Raw genomic sequence first — 19,187 nt, 5'->3', positions numbered from 1 at the left:
GCGGTGGGGGCCCTAGCGGCCGTGAGCTGGGCTCACGACCGGGATCCAGGAGACAGTGGCGGCTAGCGGTTGGCCTCGTGGCCGATCGACAGGCCGCTGGCCGGGTCGAAGAAGTGCAGGTTGTGCGTGTCGACGACCAGGTCGATGTTCTGGCCGGGACGGACGTGGCTGCGCGCGTTGACCCGGGCGGTCCACAGGGACTTGTCGCCCACCAGCGGCAACGCCGCCTCGTCGTCGTCGTTGTCCTGCGCGGCCGTGGTGTCGGCGTGCTCGACCGGCGGGGCGTCGATCAGGAACAGCACGTTGATCTCGGAGCCCAGCTCCTCGGTGACCTCCGCCTTGACCGGCAGCGTGGCCCAGCCGTTGGCGTGGTTGCCGGCGGAGGTGGCGTCCTCGAAGTCCGACGGGCGGATGCCGAGGATGATCTTCTTGCCGACGTACTGGTCGAGGCCCGGCTTGTCGGAGAAGGTCGAGTCGGGGATCGGCAGCTTGATGTCGGCGAAGGCGACGGCGGCGCCGCCGTCGCGGACGAGCTCGGCGGTGACGAAGTTCATCGAGGGCGAGCCCATGAACCCGGCCACGAACAGGTTGACCGGCTTGTCGAACAGGTTCTGCGGGGTGTCGACCTGCTGCAGCAGACCGTCGCGCAGCACGCAGACGCGGTCGCCGAGGGTCATGGCCTCGACCTGGTCGTGCGTGACGTACACCGTGGTGACGCCGAGGCGCTCGTGCAGGGTGTTGAGCGAGGCGCGCATGGAGACGCGGAGCTTGGCGTCGAGGTTGGACAGCGGCTCGTCCATGAGGAAGGCCTGCGGCTCACGCACGATGGCGCGGCCCATGGCGACACGCTGGCGCTGACCACCGGAGAGAGCGGCCGGCTTGCGCTTGAGGTACGTATCCAGGCCGAGCATCTTGGCGGCCTCGTTGACGCGCTTCTGGATCTCCGGCTTGGGCATCTTGCGGAGCTTGAGGCCGAAGGCGAGGTTCTCCTCGACCGTCATGTGCGGGTAGAGCGCGTAGTTCTGGAAGACCATCGCGATGTCGCGGTCCTTGGGCGGCAGGTGGTTGACCACCTTGTCGCCGATGGCGATCTCGCCGCCACTGATGTCCTCGAGGCCCGCGATCATCCGGAGAGCGGTCGACTTACCGCAACCGGAAGGGCCGACCAGCACCATGAACTCGCCATCCTTGATCTCAAGGTTGAGCCCGTTCACAGCCTTTACGCCACCGGCGTAGACCTTGTCGACGTTCGTCAGAACGATGGATGCCATGACATTCCTTCGCGCTCCAGGGCGGGGGTGCCCGGATGTTGTTGCCGTGACCCACTCACGTGGATACGTTTTCAAGCATCTCACCCGAAACGGACATCGGTGTCAAGGGTTGCCGCGTGACCAGCCGTTGTCGATTCGGGAGTCTTCCGATATTCCGAAAACCATGATGGAATCGTTTCCATGGAAAAGCGGGCGACCATCAAGGACGTGGCCGAGGCGGCGGGTGTGGGCGTCGCGACCGTGTCCCGGGTGCTGTCGGGCGGCTCGGCCAGTCCGGCGACCAGAGAGCGCGTGCTGGCCGTCGCCGCCCAGCTCGACTACCGCCCCAGCGCCCTGGGCCGCAACCTGCGCCAACGCCGCACGGGCGGCATGGGCCTGCTCGTCCCCGACCTGACCGACACGTTCTACGGCCAGCTGGCGGAGGGCGTGCTCGCCTGCGCCCGATCGGCCGGCGAGCCCGTCGTGCTCGGCTCCACGGGCGGCGACCCGGAGCAGGAGGCCGACCTGATCGGCATGCTGCTGGAGCAGAGCGTGGACCGCCTGATAGCGGTGCCGTCGGGGGACGCGGAGACCTGGGCCCCCGCGATCCGCGCGGGCATGACGGTGGTCTTCGCCGACCGTCTCCCGGTCCAGCCGTCCCACGACGATGCCGGGGCGGCGGCCATCGCCGACCTCATGGCCCTCGACGGCCTCTCCCCTGCCCCTAAGGCTCGCCCGCTGGACGTGCCCGCCGTGGTGGCGGACGACCGGGCCGGCATCCGCACGGCCGTGCGCTACCTGCGCGGCCTGGGTCACAAGCGCATCGCGTTCCTCGGCGGGCCGGGACACGACCGCCGGGTGGCCGCGTTCAGGGAGGCGGTGGGGTCGCCGGTGGACGAGGAGCTGGTCGTGTTCGGCACCGGCAGCCGCGACTCCGCCTACGCCGCGGCCTCGGGCCTGTTCCAGAGCCGCCCCGACCTGTCGGCCGTGGTCGCCGGGGGCAACGTGCTCGGGGAGGCGGCGGTGCTGGCGGCCAGGGAGCTGGACCTGCGGGTGCCGAGGGACGTGTCGCTGGTGATGTACGACGACGTGCCCTGGGCCGAGCTGTGCTCGCCGCCCCTGACGGTGATCGCCCAGCCCGGTAGGGACATGGGCTACCGGGCGGCTGAGCTCGTGCTCCGGGCGGTCGGCAGGAGGCCGCGGAGCGTGGTCCTGCCGACGGAGCTCATCATCAGGGGCAGCTGCGGCCCGCACCGGTGAAGGGCCCGCCCCCGACCGGGGTCAGCGGTCGAACCACCGTCCTGCCGAAGGCATGAGCAGCGGGATGACGACCGCCAGCGGGAAGAGCACGCTCAGGGAGAGCAGGCTGGTCCAGCCGAAGTCGCTGTCGATCGCGACAAGCGTGAGGTGAGCGCCGACCGAGGCCACCTCGATGGCGACGACGCCCCAGCGCACCGGCTTCCTCCGCGACATCCAGCGGGAGAGCAACCAGCCCTCGAGCGCCGTGACGGCGACCTGAGGGAGCAGCGGCAGGATGGCCGCGACGCCCGCAGAGGCGAAGATGATGGCGCCGAATAAGGCGAGGCCCACGATGCCGAACGCCACCTTGAGGGTCAGGACGAACCTGGCGACCCGAACGGTGGCCGGCATGCGCTCGGCCTGGATGACATCTGCCACACGATCAGTCTGACCTGTGCCGAGAGCGCACAGAAGGCCTTAATCGTTTCGGTCAGCGGGCCGGGGCACCGGTGTGGCCGCGGGGCAGGAATCACGAGACCCAGCGGGGGAAGCCTCCCTCGGAGTTGATCACCTGCCCGGTGATCCACGCCGCCTCGTCGGAGGCGAGCCAGCGGACCAGCCGGGCCACCGGAGGTGAACAGGATCACCCTGCCACCCGCACGCCGGTCGTCGTGCTGGGCCGCGAACGGTCGAAGGGGTTTCCTGCGCCGGCAATACAGTGTTCTGTTGTGCTTTACGGCAGAACGGTGGAAATCGCCGCACTTGACGACGTGATCGCCCGGGCGCTCGACGGCAGTGGGACCGCTCTGGTGCTGCGCGGCGAGGCGGGCGTGGGCAAGACAGCGCTGCTGGACCTGGCGGCCGCACGGGGCGGCGCCATGCGGGTGCTGAGGACCACCGGCGTGGAGCCGGAGTCGGACCTGGCGTTCGCAGCGCTGCACCAGCTGCTGCGGCCGGTGGTGGGCCTGCTGGACACGCTGCCGGAGCCGCAGCGCGAGGCCGTGCGCGGCGCGCTCGGGCTGGCGGCGTCCGGCGACCGGTTCCTGCTGGCGGCCGGCGTGCTGTCGCTGCTGGCCGAGGCGGCGGTGCCGGACGGGCTGATCTGCGTGGTCGACGACTTCCAGTGGGTGGACCGGGCCTCGGCCGACGCGCTGCTGTTCACGGCCAGGCGGCTGGGCACCGAGCGCATCGCGATGCTGCTCGCCGTACGCGGGGACGCGCCGGTGAAGGGCCTGCCGTCGGTGAACGTCGGCGGCCTGGACGACGCCGCTGCCGCCGAGCTCCTCTCGGCGCAGGCCCCGACTGACGGAGGCGCCGGGCTCCTCTCGGCGCAGGCCACGACGGACGGCGGCGCGGGGCGGGAGGAAGCCGGCCGGGCGGTCTCGGAGCGGGTGAGGCACGACCTCGTCGGGCTGACCGGGGGCAACCCCCTGGCCCTGCGCGAGACGGTCAGGCGGCTGACGCCGGGACAGCTCGCCGGACGCGAGCCGCTCCCCGACCCGCTGCCCGGCGGGAGGCAGCTCTTCGGCGAACAGGTGGCCGCGCTGTCCGCACCGGCGCGGCTGCTGGCCCTCGTGGCCGCCGTCGAAGGCGACCTCGATCTCGTGCTCCGCGCCGCCGACCGGCTGGGCACGAGCCGGACGACGCTGAGTGAGCTGGAGGCCGCCGGACTGGCGACGGTCTCGGGTGCGCACGTACGTTTCCGCCACCCCCTCATCCGATCGGCGGTGTACGAGACCACGGCCCCCGCCACCCGCCGGGAGGCGCACGCGGCCCTGGCGGAGCTGACGGACGGCGACCGCCGGGCCCGGCACCTGGCCGGGGCCGCTCTCGGCCCTGACGAGGTCGTCGCCGCCGCGCTGGCCGAGAGCGCGATGCGGGCCCGCGACCGCGGAGGGTTCGGCGACGCCGCCACCGCCCTCGCCCGGGCCGCCGAGCTCACCCCCTCGCCTCTCACCCGAGCCGGACGCCTCAAGGACGCCGCCGTGAACGCCTGGCTCGGCGGCCGGCCGGGCCAGGCGGAGTCCCTGCTGGCCGAGGCGCGCGAGCACGCGGGCTCGAGCCCCGCGCTGGCGATGGAGCTCGCCCAGCTGCGTGGCCGGTTCGAGCTCAATTCCGGCGACGCCGCCGAGGCCGTGCGGATCCTGCGGGCGGGCGAGAGCCTGGGCATGCTGGCCGACGCGGCGGAGGCGGCCTCGTACGTCGGTGACACGGCGGCCATCGTGGAGATCGGGCGGCAGGCGGCGGCGTTCCCCGAGGGGTTCCTGCGCGACGTGATCGTGGGAATCGGCGCGATGCTCGACGGCGCCGGCGGGCACGACCTGCTCAGGCGGGCGCTCGGGCAGGTGGACGAGCTGGGCGAGCCGGCGGAGTTCATGTGGGCGTCGGCGGCGGCCAGCTATCTGGGCGAGGCCGACCTGGCGGCCGAGCTGGTCGAGCGGGCCGGGCGGCTGGCCAGGATGTCGGGGATGGTGGGACAGCTTCCCGTGGTGCTGGAGTTCGTGGCCACGGCGGAGCGGATCGCCGGACGGCTCGCCGAGAGCCAGGCGATCGCGGAGGAAGGGCTCGAGCTGGCCCGCGAGGCCGGATACACCAACACGGTGGCGGCGCACCTGGCCAACCTCGCGGTCGTGGCGGCGCTGCGCGGCGAGGAGGAGGCCTGCCGCCGGTACGCCCGGGACGCGCTGGCCATCGCCATCCCCCATCGGGTGGGCCTGCGCGCCGGGACGGCCGCGTACGCGCTGGCCATGCTCGATCTGGGCCTCGGCCGGTACGCCGCGGCGCACGAGCGGTTCACCGCGATCACGGCCGCCGGTCCCGGGGCCGGGCATCCGACCGTGGTGTGGCGTTCGACGCCCGACCGCATCGAGGCCGCCGTGGGCGCGGGCGACCCGGACGTGGCGAAGGCGGCGCTGGAGGCGTACGAGCGCTGGTCGGCGCACGCGGGCACGCCGGAGTCCCGCGCACTCCTTGCCCGCTGCCGCGCGCTGGTGGCGGCGGACGGCGCCGGCGACGGGGCGCACGAGCCGCCGGCCGCCTTCGAGGAGGCGTTGCGGCTGCACGCCAACGACTTCGAGTCGGCCAGGACCGGGTTGCTGCTGGGCGAGCGCCTGCGCCGGGCGCACCGGCCGGGGGAGGCGCGCAGGCACCTGCGGGCGGCGTACGAGACGTTCCAGCGGGCGGGCGCGGAGCCGTGGGCACGGCGGGCGCAGAGCGAGCTGCGGGCGGCGGGCGAGAGCGCGCGGGCCCCGCGCAACGCGGCGCTCGACTTGCTGACGCCCCAGGAGCTGCGGATCGCCGGCCTGGTCGCGGACGGCCTGTCCAGCAAGGAGATCGCCGCCCAGCTCTTCCTCAGCCCCAGGACGGTCGAGTACCACCTGTACAAGATCTACCCGAAGCTCGGCATCGGGACCCGTACCGAACTCGCGCGCCTAGTAGTTCTACGGAAGGCGCCAGTGGCTCCCCAGGACATGCTTTGAGCATGCAACCGAACATCTGGAGTGAAGAGTTCGGCGCCGCGACCGACGCGCCGATCGTGCTGGTGATGGGTTCGATGTCGCAGGGCGTCCTGTGGCCGGACGAGTTCGTCGGCAGGCTGACCGCCGGCGGGCGGCGGGTGATCCGGTACGACCACCGCGACACCGGCCGGTCCGACACCGTTGACTTCGAGAAGGAGCCGTACACATGGGACGACATCAAGGACGACCTGCTGCGCGTGATGGACGCGCATGGCCTGGAGAGCGCGCACCTGGTGTGCCATTCGGCGGGCGGGCTGCTCGGGCAGCTGATCGCGGTGGAGCGGCCGGAGCGCGTGCGGACGCTCACCGTCATCGGCTCCTCGCCGCTCGGCGGCGGTGAGGGCGCGGTGATCATGCGGGCGCTGATGGGCGAGCCTCAGCCGGAGGGCAGCCTGCCGGAGCCGGCCCCGGAGTTCGTGGCGTTCTACCAGGGGCTGTTCGCCGCCCCGCCGCCCGGCAACCGGCGCGAGCAGATCGACCGGATGATCGCGGAGCAGCGCGTCCTGCACGGGACCGGGCTGCCGTTCGACGAGGACGCCGCCCGCCGCCTGCAGGAGCGCATCCACGACCGGGCCCGCGACCTGGCCGCCGTGGCCAACCACCGCCTGGCCGCCATGGCCAGGCCGGACTTCGAGCCGGTGGGCGTGCTGGACCGGGCGAAGGCGCCGACCCTGGTCATCGAGGGCACCCACGAGCCCGCCAAGCCGGGCCACGGGGCGATCATCGCGGACCGGATCCCTGGGGCGCGGCTGCTCATGGTGGCGGGGATGGGGCACACCCTCCCGCCGGAGGTGCACGAGGAACTGGCCGCGGCCGTCCTCGCGCACACGGCGGACTAGCCGCGCTGTGCCGGGCCCGCGTGCCCTCAGAGCAGCTTCTCGATGGCCGACGTGATCGCCGGGTCGTCCGGGGCGGTGCGGGGGCGGAAGCGCGCGACCGCCCTGCCCTCCCGGTCCACGAGGAACTTCTCGAAGTTCCACTGCACGTCGCCCGCCTCGCCCTGCTCGTCGGGGGCCTGCGTCAGCTCGGCGTAGAGCGGGTGCCGGTCAGGGCCGTTGACGTCGGCCTTCTCCAACAGCGGGAAGTCCACCCCGTACGTGGCCGAGCAGAACTCCTGGATCTCCTCCGCCGTGCCCGGCTCCTGCCCGGCGAACTGGTTGCACGGCATGCCCACCACGGTGAAGCCGCGCGGGCCGTACTGCTCCTGGAGCTTGACCAGCGCGCCGTACTGCGGGGTGAGGCCGCATCGCGAGGCCACGTTGACGACGAGCACGGCCTGGCCGGCCGCCAGCTGTCCCAGGGTGGTGGGGGTGTCGTCGAGGGTGCGGAGCTGGATGTCACTGATGCTCATGTCCCGACCCTACAGAAGGCGGACGCGCGGCGATGTTCGCCACAGACGCTACACAGCGTGACCGGTTACCCGCTGTTCATGCTCCGCCAAACCTCATACTTTGTCGCGCCTTTCGGCAAGCGAGGCTCAGGTGCCGGGCGGGGCGAGCAAGGGCGGTGCAGCGGGAGGGAGTTTTGTGCGCAACGATCACGCAAACACCTCTCCACCGCGTGTCGAGATGTATGACCCACGGTGACCGTCCGTAATAGGAATCGTGCTAGAGGACACGTCGCGGTGCCCTCCGGGCCACCCAGCGTGATCGGGTGGTGCAAGGTTCCCGGAGGGCCGCGCGGACCCTCCGCGTCCGAGCCACGGACGCGGACCGGCATGGGCGCCGGATGAGAGGCGCCTGTCCGCACGCGACCCGACAGCAAGGATCGACTTGGACAGCAAACGCGCCCTCAGCGGCACAATCATCTTCGTCACCACGTTCACCGTGATCAACGCCATCGACACCCCGGCAGCCTGGGCCAAGCGCCCGCCCGTGGTCAGGACCAAGACGTGGACGACCTCGGCGGAGCCCCGGATCCCGGTGACGACGCCCAACAAGAACAAGAGGATCGCGCTGGACCAGGTCGTCCAGCGATCGTGGAACCTTCAGGAGTTCCGCTGCCTGGACAATCTGTGGACCAGGGAGAGCAACTGGAACCACCGGGCATACAACCGCTCGTCCGGGGCGTACGGCATCCCACAGGCACTGCCCGCGGGCAAGATGCGGGGCGCCGGCAGCGACTGGAAATCCAACCCGGAGACGCAGATCCGGTGGGGACTCGCATACATCAAGGGGAGGTACGGCAGGCCTTGCGGCGCCTGGGGACATTGGAGATCGCACAACTGGTACTGAGCACGAGAACCGGAGGGCAACCGGGGCGTACACTCGCCGGTTGCCCTCCCCTATCCCCCCGTCGTGCACCGAGGGCGGCTACCGCGTGCCCTCCCGGCGCCCCGTGTGCACCGAGATCGCCTGGATCAGCAGCTCGAGCCCGAACTCGAACTCCGCCTCGTGATCGCACTGGTCCAGCAGCGGCGCCAGCGAGCTGACCTCGGGGAACAGCGCAGGATCGACGCTCTCGGCCTTGACCAGCCGGTTGTGTACGGGCGCGAACGTGGGCGTCACCCCGACCTCCCGCAGCAGCGAGCCCACGATGTACGCGATGAACATCCGCAACATCCTGACCGCGTCCGCCCCGTCGAACCCGGCACTGCGCAGCGTCGCCAGCGCCCGCTCGACCGGCAGCAGCCCGGCCGTGGAGTGGAGCTGGCGGCTGACCACGAGCATGGTGGAGCGCGGATGGTCGTGCGCGATCTGCCGGAACGCCCGCGCCTGCATGCGCACCCGATCGGTCCAATGGGCGTCGGGGTCGTCGGTGAACTCGATCTCGCTCAGCACCGCCTCGGCCACCCCGTTGAGCAGGGCGTCCTTGTTGGGCACGTGGTTGTAGAGGGACATCACGCCGACGCCGAGCTCGGCCGCTATGCGCCGCATGGACACCGCGTCGGCGCCCTCACGCTCGATGAGTTCGATGGCCGCGGCGACGATGCGGCCCCGCGACAAAGGCTCCGTGGGCATAGCCCATTGTATTGACGCACGTACGGCGTACGTGCAAGCCTCACAACGTGGACGTACGGTGTACGTAGCCCCCCTCGGAGGTCCCCCCATGTCGACGCACGATCTCTACACCATCCCCGCAGAGCTCTCCACCTGGGACGTCGAGATGTCCGGCGCGAGCCGGTTCACCTGGGAGTACGACGACGGCAGGGATCGAATGCTGGCGCTGTACCAGAAGGGCAAGGACAAGCAGTGGGACTCGGCCAAGCGCATCGACTGGGACCTCGAGGTCGATCCGTACAACGTGCTCGGCGTGCCCGACCAGACCATCGCCATCCACGGCACCCCGCTCTGGGAGCGGATGAGCGAGCAGACCCGTAACGAGGTACGCCGGCACGGCGCGGCGTGGCAGTTCTCCCAGTTCCTGCACGGCGAGCAGGGCGCGATGATCTGCTCGGCCAAGATCGTGGAGTCGGTGCCGGACCTCGACTCGAAGTTCTACGCGGCCACGCAGACGATGGACGAGGCCCGCCACGCCGAGACGTACGCGCGGTTCCTGCAGGAGAAGGTGGGCCTGGCGTACCCGATCAACGAGCACCTCAAGGCCCTGCTCGACAGCACGTTGAGCGACTCGCGCTGGGACATGCCCTATCTCGGCATGCAGGTGCTGATCGAGGGCCTGGCGCTGGCGGCGTTCGGGGTGATGCGCGACATCACCACCAAGCCGCTGCCCAAGCAGATCCTCGCGTACGTGATGCAGGACGAGGCGAGGCACGTGGCCTTCGGCCGGATGGCGCTGCGCGACCGCTACCGGGACCTGTCGGAGAGCGAGCTGCGCGAGCGCGAGGACTTCGTCATCGAGGGCTGCTACCTCATGCGCGACCGGCTGCGCGGCCGCGAGACGTGGGAGCACCTGGGCCTGTCGAAGTCCGAGGTCGAGGAGGCCATGGAGGCCACCGAGCACTCGGAGTACCTGAGGCTGTTCAGGTCGCTGCTGTTCAGCCGGATCGTGCCGTGCGTGAAGGACATCGGGCTGTGGAGCCCCCGGCTGCAGCAGGCGTACGCGGAGATGGGCGTGCTGGAGCTGGCCGGTCAGTCTCTGGAGGCGCTGATGCGGCAGGACGAGGAGATCGCCGACAAGCTCGACGCGGACCGGTTCGCGCAGGAGGAGGCCGAGCGGCACGCCGAGGTGGCGGAGACCATCGAGCTCGGCAGCTCCTGAGGTCCTCCAGGCCGCCCGGTGCGTCGCGAGCGCTAATCGCGGGGCAGCCGCAGGATCATCCGGGTCTTCGGCCCTCCGTCCCCGACTTCCAGGGTCCCGCCGTGGGCCCTGGCGATGTCGCGGGCGATCGGGAGCCCCAGCCCGCTGCCCCCGGCGTCCCGCGACCGGGTCTGATCGAGCCGGGTGAACCGCTCGAACACCCGCTCCCGCATCTCCACGGGAATGCCGGGCCCGTCGTCCAGCACCTCCACCACGGCCTGATCCCCCTGGCCCCGCACGGAGACCCACACCCGCGAGTCGCCGTACCGGTCGGCGTTGGACAGCAGGTTGGTCAGCACCCGGCAGAGCCGCAGCCGGCTCCCCCGGACGAAGACCCCCGGCTCCACGTCCATGGTCAGCGGCAGCCGGCTGGGACGCCGCGCGACCTCCTCCTCGACCAGCACCCCCAGGTCGAGCTGCTCCTTCTCCGTCTCCACCCCCTCATCCAGCCGGGCCATCAGCAGCAGGTCGTGCACTATGTCCGATAGCCGCTGCGCGTCGTCGAACGCCGCCTGCCAGTCGGCCGCGTCCGGGTTCTCCATGCCCGCCTCCAGCCGTACCATGAGGGCCGTGATCGGCGAGCGCAGCTCGTGGGAGGCGTCCGAGACGAAGCGCCGGTTGCGTTCCACGGCGTCCTCCAGCCGCGCCAGGGTGTCGTTGACCGTGGCGGCCAGCTGCGCGACCTCGTCCCCCGTATGGGGCACGTCGACGCGCCGGCGCAGGTCCTGGGCGCTGATGCGTTCCAGTCCCCAGCGGATCCGCTCCACGGGGGCCAGCACCAGGCCGGTCCCGTACCAGGCCCCCCATCCCAGCAGCGCCACCATCACCGCCGCCGAGCCGGACAGGAGCAGGGGCAGGAACGGCGATCTCAGCAGGAACGGCTCCCGCAGGGCCGCGTAGGCGACGACGGGCCCGTACACGCTGTCGGGGTGGCTCATCCCCACCACGATCAGGCACCCGTCAGGCAGGCACACCCGGTCCTGGACCCGCGAGTAGCCCCCGGTGGGCCGGGCCCGGGTGAGGGGCGGCCGGCCCGTGAGTCCCTCGTTGGCGGCCACCACCCGTCCTTCGCGGTCCACGACCTGCATGACGAACACGCCCTTCCTGGGCGGGATCGGGCCGGTGAACTGCTGTCTGCTGATGAGCATTGTGAGGTGGCGGCTGGCGTCGTCGGCCTGGTCGATCAGGTCGGCCCGCGCCCGCGCAGGATACGTCAGCAAGATCGCCACAACCCAGGCGAAGACGATGGCGCCGAACACCACCACCGTCGCGATGGTCATCCGGGCCCTGATGGAGCGGCCGAACACCATGGTCCGTACTCTGTCACGGACCGGACAAACCACAGGTAAAACGGCATACGCCGTCAGCTGCGGAAGCGCCGCCTGTGCAGTTCGTGGACCTCCTCGGCCAGCTCCGGCACCGGGCCCTCGACCACGACGCCGGGCGCGACCTCGTGGATCGGCAGCGTGCGTACGGGCGGCGGCGGAGCGCCGAGCTCCGACAGCCACGAGGCGAGCTGTTCCGACGACGACACGTACACGATGCGGCCCAGCCCCACCCAGGCATGGGCGGCGGCGCACATCGGGCAGTGCTCGCCCGAGGTGTAGACGGTGGCGGCGGCGCGCTCGGCGGGCGTCAGGTGCGCCGCGGACCAGCGGGCCAGGGCGAACTCCGGGTGCTGCGTGTTGTCCCCGGAGGCCACCCGGTTGTGGTCCTCGGCCAGGACGGCGCCGTCGCCCGAGACCAGCACCGAGCCGAACGGCTCGTCACCCACCTCCAGCGCCCGGGTGGCCAGTTCGACACAGCGCCGCAGGTGCGGCATCTCCGATTCTGCGATCATGAGGCACTCATCCTAGAGGTGGCGAAGGCGAGCACGGCCGCGCAGACGAAGCCGCCGGTGGTGGTGACGATGCGTTCATGCCCGTACCGGTCGCCGAGCGTGCCGCCGGTCGGCGAGCGTGAGCTGACAGGCGTCGACCACCCACTGGAGTGCGGCAAGGTGCGGGGCGCCCGTGCCGCGTCCGACGGAGGGCGGGGTCACGTTCACGAAGATGACGTCGAGCAGGGACAAAGAAGATTCCCACCCAATCACGTACAGGTCACATCAAAAATAATGGTCCTCCGAAAATTCATGATGTTTCACTGTTTGCGCACGTCATGGACAGAAAACCTCGCGGCGAGGCTACTGAAAATCGGTTGATCCCACGTATTAGCCTAGAAGGGATGCCTCCCGATACGCACATACCTCGCCGTCCCCTGCTCTCCTCCAACTCCCTGTGGCGGATGAAGTCCTACCTCCGCCCGTACGCCGTCAGGCTGATCCTCATCTGGCTGACCGCGGTCGTCGGCATCGCAGCCGGCATCTCCATGCCCCTCGTCAGCGAGAAGGTCATCGACGGCCCCGTCCTCCATGGTGATCACGGAGCGTTACTCCCGCTCGGGCTCCTGGCACTGGGCGTGGGCGCCGTCGAAGCGTTCCTGATCTTCCTCAGGCGCTGGTCGCAGATCACGCCCGTGCTGGGGCTCGAGACCCGGATCCGGGACGACCTCTACGAGCACCTGCAGCGCCTGCCGATGGGATTCCACGGCGACTGGCAGTCCGGCCAGCTGTTGTCGCGCGCCACGACCGACCTGTCCACCATCCGCCGTTTCCTCGGCTTCGGCATGCTCTTCCTGGTCATGAACGTGCTCCAGCTGATCACGGTGACCGTGCTGCTGCTGAACAAGTACTGGCCGCTGGGCCTGCTCGTCGCGGCCTCCGCCGTGCCGATCGTGTGGGTCTCCCTCCGCTTCGAGAAGCGCTACATCAAGATCTCCCGCCAGGTCCAGGACGAGCAGGGCGACCTCGCCACGCTCGTCGAGGAGTCGGCCATCGGCATCCGGACGATCAAGGCGTTCGGCCGCCGCCACCACGTCTACGACACCTACGACGACGCCGCGCTCAAGGTCTACGGCACCTCGATGGACAAGGTGCGGCACTCGGCGAAGTTCTTCGCCTTCCTCGAGGTGATCCCCAACATCACGCTCGCCCTGGTGCTGCTGTTCGGCGCGCTGGCCGTCGGGTCGGGAGCGCTCACGCTCGGCGGGCTGGTGGCCTTCACGACGCTGATGCTGCAGCTGGTCTGGCCCATCGCGAGCCTCGGCTACATCCTCGCCATGGCCCAGGAGGCCATGACCTCCGCGGACCGGGTCATGGAGGTCATGGACACCGTGCCGGCCATCGAGGGCGGCACGCAGACCATCGACCGGCCGCGCGGCCGCCTGCGCTTCGAGGGCGTCGGGTTCCGCTTCCCCGGCTCCGACCAGCCGGTGCTGCACGACGTCTGGCTGGACGTGCGCCCCGGTGAGACGGTCGCCGTCGTGGGGGCGACCGGCTCGGGCAAGACCACTCTGACCGCGCTGGTGCCCCGGCTGATCGACCCGACCGAGGGTCGCGTCACGATCGACGGCCACGACGTGCGCGACCTGACCCTGCCCGACCTGCGCTCGGTGGTGGCCACCGCGTTCGAGGAGCCCACGCTGTTCTCGATGAGCGTGCGGGAGAACCTCACCCTCGGCCGGCTCGACGCCACCGAGGAGGAGCTGGCCGACGCCATCCAGACCGCGCAGGCGATGTTCGTGTACGACCTGCCGTGGGGCCTCGACACCCGCATCGGCGAGCAGGGCCTGTCGCTCTCCGGCGGTCAGCGGCAGCGGCTCGCCCTGGCCAGGGCCGTGCTGAGCAAGCCGCGGATCCTCGTGCTCGACGACACCCTGTCCGCGCTCGACGTGGAGACCGAGGCGCTGGTGGAGGAGGCGCTGCGCCACGTGCTGCGCGACGCCACCGGCATCGTGGTGGCCCACCGGGCCTCCACCGTGCTGCTCGCCGACAAGGTGGCGCTGCTGCGCGACGGCACCATCACGCACGTCGGCCACCACCACGAGCTGCTGGCCGACGTGCCCGAATACCGGGAGCTGCTGGCCCAGGACGCCGACTTCGACCCCACGGAAGGAGCGCTGCGTTGACCGCCACCAGCACGACGACCTGGCGCGGCGTCGCCTCCGAGGACCAGGACGAGCTGCCGGAGAAGGTCTCCGTCTTACTGCGGGAGCGCTCCCGCCGGCTGCTGGGCGACCTGCTCTCGCCGTACCGGAAGCAGATCGCGCTGCTGACGGCGATCATCGTCGTCTCCAACCTGGCGGGACTCGCGATCCCCTACCTGGTCAAGGTGGGCATCGACGCGGGCATCCCGCCGATGCTGCGCGGCAGCGGCCCCGCCACGCTGCTCACCGTGGTCGGGGTCATCCTGGCCGCCGCGGTGACGCAGGCGCTGACCAGGCAGGCGTTCCTGCGGCTGTCGGGGAAGATCGGCCAGAGCATCCTGCTGGAGCTGCGCAGGAGGGTGTTCGACCACTTCCAGCGGCTGTCGCTGAGCTTCCACGAGAAGTACACCTCTGGCCGGGTCATCTCCCGGCTCACCTCCGACATCGAGGCCATCGCCGAGCTGCTCCAGTCGGGGTTCGACGGGCTGGTGACGGCGGTGCTGACGATGTTCGGCACGGCGGCGCTGCTGCTGGTGCTGGACGTCCACCTCGGCCTGGTGGCGCTGATCCCGCTGCCGCTGCTGCTGCTGTTCACCAGGTGGTTCAGGCGGCAGTCCGCGATCGTCTACCGGCGTACGCGGGAGACGGTGGCCCTGGTGATCGTGCACTTCGTGGAGTCGATGACCGGCATCCGCGCGGTGCAGGCCTTCCGCAGGGAGCCGCGTAACCAGGAGATCTTCCAGCAGCTCAACGACGACTACCGCGACGCGAACGCCCGCAGCATGCAGCTCATCGCGGTCTTCATGCCCGGGATCAAGCTGATCGGCAACATGACGGTCGGCGGCGTGCTGATCTACGGCGGCTACCTGGCCTTCAACCAGGAGGTCACGGTCGGCGTGCTGGCCGCCTTCCTCCTCTACCTGCGGCAGTTCTACGAGCCGATGCAGGAGATCAGCCAGTTCTACAACACCCTTCAGTCCGCGGGCGCGGCGCTGGAGAAGTTGTCGGGCGTGCTGGAGGAGGAGCCCTCCGTGCCGGAGCCGCGCGAGCCGGCGGCGCTGCCGCGGGGAAGGGCGCGCGGCAAGGTGCGCTTCGAGGGCGTCAGGTTCGCCTACGTCGAGGAGATGCCGATCCTGCCCCGTCTCGACCTGACGATCCCGGCCGGGCAGAGCGTGGCGCTGGTCGGGGCGACGGGAGCGGGCAAGACGACGCTGGCCAAGCTGATCTCCCGCTTCTACGACCCCACCGACGGCCGCGTGCTGCTCGACGGCGTCGATCTGCGCACGCTGGACGAGCCGACGCTGCGCCAGGCCGTGGTCATGGTGACCCAGGAGAACTTCCTGTTCAGCGGTACGGTCGCCGAGAACATCAGGTTCGGCCGGCCCGACGCCACCGACCGTGACGTGCGCGAGGCGGCCAAGGCGATCGGCGCGCACGACTTCATCTCGGGCCTGCCCGACGGCTACGACACCGAGGTGGGCAAGCGCGGCGGCCGCATGTCGGCCGGGCAGCGCCAGCTCGTCGCCTTCGCCAGGGCGTTCCTCGCCGATCCGGCCGTGCTGATCCTGGACGAGGCCACCTCCAGCCTCGACGTGCCGAGCGAGCGGCTGGTGCAGCGCGCGCTGCGGACGATCCTGGCCGACCGGACGGCGCTGATCATCGCGCATCGGCTCTCGACGGTGGAGATCGCCGACCGGGTGCTGGTGATGGACCGGGGCGAGATCGTCGAGGACGGGCCGCCGGACCAGCTCATCGCCGCCTCCGGCCGGTTCGCCGGGCTGCACCGGGCGTGGCTGGAGAGTCTCAGCTAGCCCCTAGTGGTGTGCCACGGCCACGGCGTTGACGTACAGCTCGTAGCCGACGAACACCGCCAGCGGCACACCGAGCGCGATCAGCAACCGGCCGGGCAGGTTCGTCCGCGGTGTGGACATCCTGCCCGGCTCGCCGGCCGCGGGCGCGAAGACCGGCGCGGGCTCCGGCTCGGGATCGGGCAGGAGTTCGGGATGTCGGGTTAAGTATCCCGAGGGGAAGGACGTCACGTGGTACGCGCCGCAGTGCGGGCAGCACGTGTCCGACCACGGCGGCGGCACAGCCACGCCCGAGCTGAGCCAGATCTCGACCTCGTTGCCGTGGACGTCGGTGAGGTGTCTGACGACGAAATCCTCTTCCCAGACGTACAGGCAACGAAGGCATTCGAAAGGCCACGTCTCGCGGGTCTCGAACCCGTCGGCCACCAGGACCACCCCCGGTTCCCTATCGGCGTTCGACCCCGAGTGTCCGCCCGACCCCGCACGCCCGCAAGACGGGCTTATGACACTTGTCGCTATTAAATGCTTACCAAGTGTCAGGATATTCGCTCATAGAAGAGCGGATACTTGACCGGGCTGCGCAGTGGCGTCTCGTCGGGCGCCGGGGGCGTGGCCGGCGGGATCAGCTCCGGATGGTGTGCCAGATAGCCATCCGGGAACGTCGTGGCCTGCTGACTGCCGCAACGCGGGCAGATGATGGCGCCCGGCGACGGCGGCAGCACTGGCAACCCGCCGCGCAGCCAGATCTCTCGCTCGTTTCCGTGATGATCGTTGACGTGCCTGACGATGTATTCCTCTTCCCAGACATGCCAGCAACCGCGGCATTCGAGAGGCACGCTCCTGTGTTCCTCTTCCAACGAGGTCACCCCCTTACCTTCGAGTGTGTGCCCCCTTCTCCACATCCCGCAACCTGCGTCACCGGACCACGAACACAAAGGTGAAAGCACCTGCCACCACGCTCATCGTGCCGAGCCAGGCGAAGAACACGTCGAGCCCGGGGGCCAGGGGCCTGCCGCCGTGCAGGGCCTCCTGCACGCGGCGCCACCGCGCCCCGGTCCTGATGAGCAGCACGCTGCCGCAGAGCGCGGCCAGCGCGAAGGCCGCTACGGCGGGCACGGGCAGTCCCTGCCTGAGCGACAGCCCGGCCGCGCCGAGGCCGCCGGTGCACAGCGCCACGGCCGTGCGCACCCAGGCCAGCCGGGTGCGCTCGCTCTGCAGCCCGCTGTCCCAGATCTTCTCTTCCGGGGCCATCTCGACGCCGCTCAGGCCGCCAGGATGATCAGGATGAGGGCGATCACCGCCACCGCCGCCACGCCGTACCCGAAGACGGCGGCCAGCGCGGGCGGCGGCAGCGGCGCCTGCTGGCGCAGGGCGCGCTGGATGTGGCGCCAGCGCGGGTAGGCCATGCCCGCCGCCAGCGCGGAGAGTGTCACGAGTACGACGGCCAGCGCCGTACGGATCCACGGCACGAACACGTGTGGCGGCACCGCCGCCATGGCCACCCCACCCGCGCTGAGCGCCAGCGCCGTGCTCAGCCAGGTGAGGAAGGTTCGTTCGTTGGCCAAGGTGAAACGCGGGTCCGGCTCCATAGGAAAAACGGTAGTTCGTCCATATTTCCCCTAGAGAAGCCGGGATTCAGCCGGTGCAGGCCTTGGTCACCTTCTCCACGTAGGCCGCGCTCTCGGTCGCGACCTTCTGGGCCGCGTCCACGGCGTCGTTGACGTTCTGGACGCTGATCCCGCTCAGCGTCTTGGCCAGGTCGTCGGAGGCCTGCTTGATCGTGGTGTTGGCGGCCTTGTCGGCGACGTCGTTGAGCTTGGTCGCGGCGTCGTCGAGGGCCTTGTCCATGGCCTTGGGGTCGTCGGTGAGCTTGGTGACCTGCGCGCCCAGCTCGGTGACGATCTTCGGGGCCTCGAGGCACGCCTGGGCCTTGTCGATGGTGTTGTTGACCTCGCCACATCCCGCGGCGAAGACGCACACGGCGAAAGCTGCCAGGGGAAAGAACCGGCTCTTGAGGAGTCGCATTCTTCGACCCTACCCGCGCATCCGGCGCAGGCGGCGGTGCCGGCGCCGCCGCGGCCGAATGGCGGCAGCGGCGGTATCCGGCGCTGACCTGGCCTCATGACCAAGTCGATATCGCTCCCTTCGCGATATCGCTATTAGACATGACGTGATCACATCTGCTTTGCTCCTTGCCCACTGACGGACGACAGCAAGGACCAGACATGCGAAACCGCCGCTTCACGGCAGTGACCACGTTGACGATCTCCCTCCTGGCGGGCGGCGCCCTGCCGGCGAGCGCGACTTCGGCCGTGACCTCGGTGCAGGTGATCTCGGGCGAGGCCCAGGCCCGCAAGGAGCTGCGCGCGCTGGAGGCGTCCTTCAAGGGCCGCATCGGCGCGTACGCGATCGACACCGCCACCGGCAAGACGATCGCCTACCGGTCGGGCGAGCGTTTCCCGCTGCTGTCCACGTTCAAGGCGATGGCCTGCGCGGCCGTGCTGCACAAGGCCCGCACCTCCGACCCCGGGCTGATGGACAAGGTCGTGCGCTGGACGGCCGACGAGGTCAAGCCCAACTCCCCCACCACCGAGAAGCACGTGGAGGACGGGCTGACCGTCAGCCAGCTGTGCGAGGCGGCCGTCACCCTGAGCGACAACACCGCGGGCAACATGGTGCTCAAGCAGCTCGGCGGACCGGCCGGCCTGACCCGGTACTTCCGCACGCTGAAGGACCCGATCTCCCGCCTGGACCGCTGGGAGACCGAGCTGAACGACTGGACGCCCAAGGACAAGCGCGACACCACGACGCCCGCCTCCATCGCCCGCGACCTGCGCGCGGTCACGACCGGGAACGCGCTCGACGCCAAGGACCGGCAGCAGCTCAACACCTGGCTGCTCGCGTCGAAGACGGGCGGCACCCGCATCCGCGCCGGCCTGCCCAAGACCTGGACGGTCGGGGACAAGACCGGCACGAACTCCGCGTTCGGCGGCGCGAACGACATCGCGGTCGTCTGGCCCGGCAAGAACGCCGCCCCCATCATCATGGCGGTCTACACCAACCGGGCCGCCGGCGAGGCCGGCGACGACACGGCGCTCGCCCGCACCGCCACCATCCTCGCCCGCGGCCTCGGCAAGCTCTGACGGGCA

At 70.4% G+C, this 19,187-nt stretch carries 20 protein-coding genes; 8 read left to right on the top strand and 12 right to left on the bottom strand.

From position 1 onward, the window contains the following. Nucleotides 1-62: 62 nt before the first annotated feature. On the bottom strand, nt 63-1,271 hold the full coding sequence (locus ABN273_RS33955; RefSeq protein ID WP_349453178.1) for an ABC transporter ATP-binding protein: 1,209 nt from the start codon (nt 1,269-1,271) through the stop codon (nt 63-65). Nucleotides 1,272-1,451: 180 nt separating this feature from the next. Between ABN273_RS33955 and ABN273_RS33950 the strand changes: the two genes are divergently transcribed. Then, a complete protein-coding gene (locus ABN273_RS33950; RefSeq protein ID WP_349453177.1) occupies nt 1,452-2,510 on the top strand; it encodes a LacI family DNA-binding transcriptional regulator in 1,059 nt (352 codons plus the stop codon). A 21-nt stretch (nt 2,511-2,531) separates the two neighbouring features. Here ABN273_RS33950 and ABN273_RS33945 read toward each other — a convergent pair whose 3' ends face one another. Further along, nucleotides 2,532-2,927, bottom strand: coding sequence for a hypothetical protein (locus tag ABN273_RS33945; protein ID WP_349453176.1), 396 nt, complete (start codon nt 2,925-2,927; stop codon nt 2,532-2,534). A 290-nt stretch (nt 2,928-3,217) separates the two neighbouring features. Here ABN273_RS33945 and ABN273_RS33940 point away from each other — a divergent pair, with 290 nt between their 5' ends. Together ABN273_RS33940 and ABN273_RS33935 are read left to right on the top strand one after the other, a co-directional pair. Then, nucleotides 3,218-5,968 (top strand): ATP-binding protein, encoded by a 2,751-nt coding sequence (locus ABN273_RS33940; RefSeq protein WP_349453175.1) that lies wholly within the window; start codon nt 3,218-3,220, stop codon nt 5,966-5,968. A 2-nt stretch (nt 5,969-5,970) separates the two neighbouring features. Next, nucleotides 5,971-6,846 carry an alpha/beta fold hydrolase gene (locus tag ABN273_RS33935; RefSeq protein WP_349453174.1) on the top strand — a complete coding sequence of 292 codons (876 nt, stop codon included), beginning with the start codon at nt 5,971-5,973 and terminating at the stop codon, nt 6,844-6,846. A gap of 26 nt (nt 6,847-6,872) precedes the next feature. Here ABN273_RS33935 and ABN273_RS33930 read toward each other — a convergent pair whose 3' ends face one another. After that, nucleotides 6,873-7,358: a glutathione peroxidase gene (locus tag ABN273_RS33930; protein ID WP_349453173.1), complete on the bottom strand. Its 486-nt coding sequence runs from the start codon at nt 7,356-7,358 to the stop codon at nt 6,873-6,875. 421 nt (nt 7,359-7,779) lie between these two features. Between ABN273_RS33930 and ABN273_RS33925 the strand changes: the two genes are divergently transcribed. Beyond that, the gene (locus ABN273_RS33925) at nt 7,780-8,241 is read left to right on the top strand and encodes an aggregation-promoting factor C-terminal-like domain-containing protein (RefSeq protein WP_349453172.1); all 462 of its coding nucleotides are present in this window, start codon (nt 7,780-7,782) and stop codon (nt 8,239-8,241) included. A 78-nt stretch (nt 8,242-8,319) separates the two neighbouring features. Here the strand turns inward: ABN273_RS33925 and ABN273_RS33920 are convergent, their stop codons facing one another. After that, complete coding sequence (locus ABN273_RS33920) at nt 8,320-8,967, bottom strand: TetR/AcrR family transcriptional regulator (RefSeq protein WP_349453171.1); 648 nt, start codon at nt 8,965-8,967, stop codon at nt 8,320-8,322. A gap of 88 nt (nt 8,968-9,055) precedes the next feature. On the opposite strand from ABN273_RS33920, the gene ABN273_RS33915 reads away from it, so the two are divergent. Then, the gene (locus ABN273_RS33915; protein ID WP_349453170.1) at nt 9,056-10,168 is read left to right on the top strand and encodes a ferritin-like domain-containing protein; all 1,113 of its coding nucleotides are present in this window, start codon (nt 9,056-9,058) and stop codon (nt 10,166-10,168) included. A gap of 32 nt (nt 10,169-10,200) precedes the next feature. On the opposite strand, the gene ABN273_RS33910 is transcribed toward ABN273_RS33915, so the two are convergent. From ABN273_RS33910 to ABN273_RS33900, 3 genes are all read right to left on the bottom strand, one after another. Further along, entirely contained in the window at nt 10,201-11,517 is a 1,317-nt protein-coding gene (locus tag ABN273_RS33910) for a sensor histidine kinase (RefSeq protein ID WP_349453169.1), read from the bottom strand. 53 nt (nt 11,518-11,570) lie between these two features. Next, entirely contained in the window at nt 11,571-12,047 is a 477-nt protein-coding gene (locus ABN273_RS33905; RefSeq protein ID WP_349453168.1) for a nucleoside deaminase, read from the bottom strand. 75 nt (nt 12,048-12,122) lie between these two features. Next, nucleotides 12,123-12,278 (bottom strand): hypothetical protein, encoded by a 156-nt coding sequence (locus ABN273_RS33900; protein WP_349453167.1) that lies wholly within the window; start codon nt 12,276-12,278, stop codon nt 12,123-12,125. Between the two features lie 152 nt (nt 12,279-12,430). Here ABN273_RS33900 and ABN273_RS33895 point away from each other — a divergent pair, with 152 nt between their 5' ends. Further along, on the top strand, nt 12,431-14,212 hold the full coding sequence (locus ABN273_RS33895) for an ABC transporter ATP-binding protein (RefSeq protein WP_349453166.1): 1,782 nt from the start codon (nt 12,431-12,433) through the stop codon (nt 14,210-14,212). Next, on the top strand, nt 14,209-16,041 hold the full coding sequence (locus ABN273_RS33890) for an ABC transporter ATP-binding protein (RefSeq protein ID WP_349453165.1): 1,833 nt from the start codon (nt 14,209-14,211) through the stop codon (nt 16,039-16,041). The genes ABN273_RS33895 and ABN273_RS33890 overlap by 4 nt, the downstream gene beginning before the upstream one ends. Before the next feature lie 3 nt (nt 16,042-16,044). Here the strand turns inward: ABN273_RS33890 and ABN273_RS33885 are convergent, their stop codons facing one another. The 5 genes from ABN273_RS33885 to ABN273_RS33865 all read right to left on the bottom strand — a co-directional run bounded on the left by ABN273_RS33885 (nt 16,045) and on the right by ABN273_RS33865 (nt 18,063). Then, the gene (locus ABN273_RS33885; protein WP_349453164.1) at nt 16,045-16,473 is read right to left on the bottom strand and encodes a hypothetical protein; all 429 of its coding nucleotides are present in this window, start codon (nt 16,471-16,473) and stop codon (nt 16,045-16,047) included. A 101-nt stretch (nt 16,474-16,574) separates the two neighbouring features. Continuing rightward, complete coding sequence (locus ABN273_RS33880; RefSeq protein WP_349453163.1) at nt 16,575-16,904, bottom strand: hypothetical protein; 330 nt, start codon at nt 16,902-16,904, stop codon at nt 16,575-16,577. 49 nt (nt 16,905-16,953) lie between these two features. Further along, complete coding sequence (locus tag ABN273_RS33875; RefSeq protein WP_349453162.1) at nt 16,954-17,289, bottom strand: DUF202 domain-containing protein; 336 nt, start codon at nt 17,287-17,289, stop codon at nt 16,954-16,956. Between the two features lie 11 nt (nt 17,290-17,300). Beyond that, entirely contained in the window at nt 17,301-17,627 is a 327-nt protein-coding gene (locus ABN273_RS33870; protein WP_349453161.1) for a YidH family protein, read from the bottom strand. A 46-nt stretch (nt 17,628-17,673) separates the two neighbouring features. Next, entirely contained in the window at nt 17,674-18,063 is a 390-nt protein-coding gene (locus ABN273_RS33865; RefSeq protein ID WP_349453160.1) for a DUF8711 family protein, read from the bottom strand. Between the two features lie 200 nt (nt 18,064-18,263). On the opposite strand from ABN273_RS33865, the gene bla reads away from it, so the two are divergent. After that, the gene (gene bla / locus ABN273_RS33860) at nt 18,264-19,181 is read left to right on the top strand and encodes a class A beta-lactamase (protein WP_349453159.1); all 918 of its coding nucleotides are present in this window, start codon (nt 18,264-18,266) and stop codon (nt 19,179-19,181) included. The last annotated feature ends 6 nt before the right edge of the window (nt 19,182-19,187 follow it).

This window comes from Nonomuraea sp. B19D2 (genome assembly GCF_040137845.1).
Classification (GTDB): Bacteria; Actinomycetota; Actinomycetes; order Streptosporangiales; family Streptosporangiaceae; genus Nonomuraea.
The sequence above is the reverse complement of the archived record's forward strand: the minus strand, read 5'-3'. Positions and strand labels throughout refer to the sequence as shown.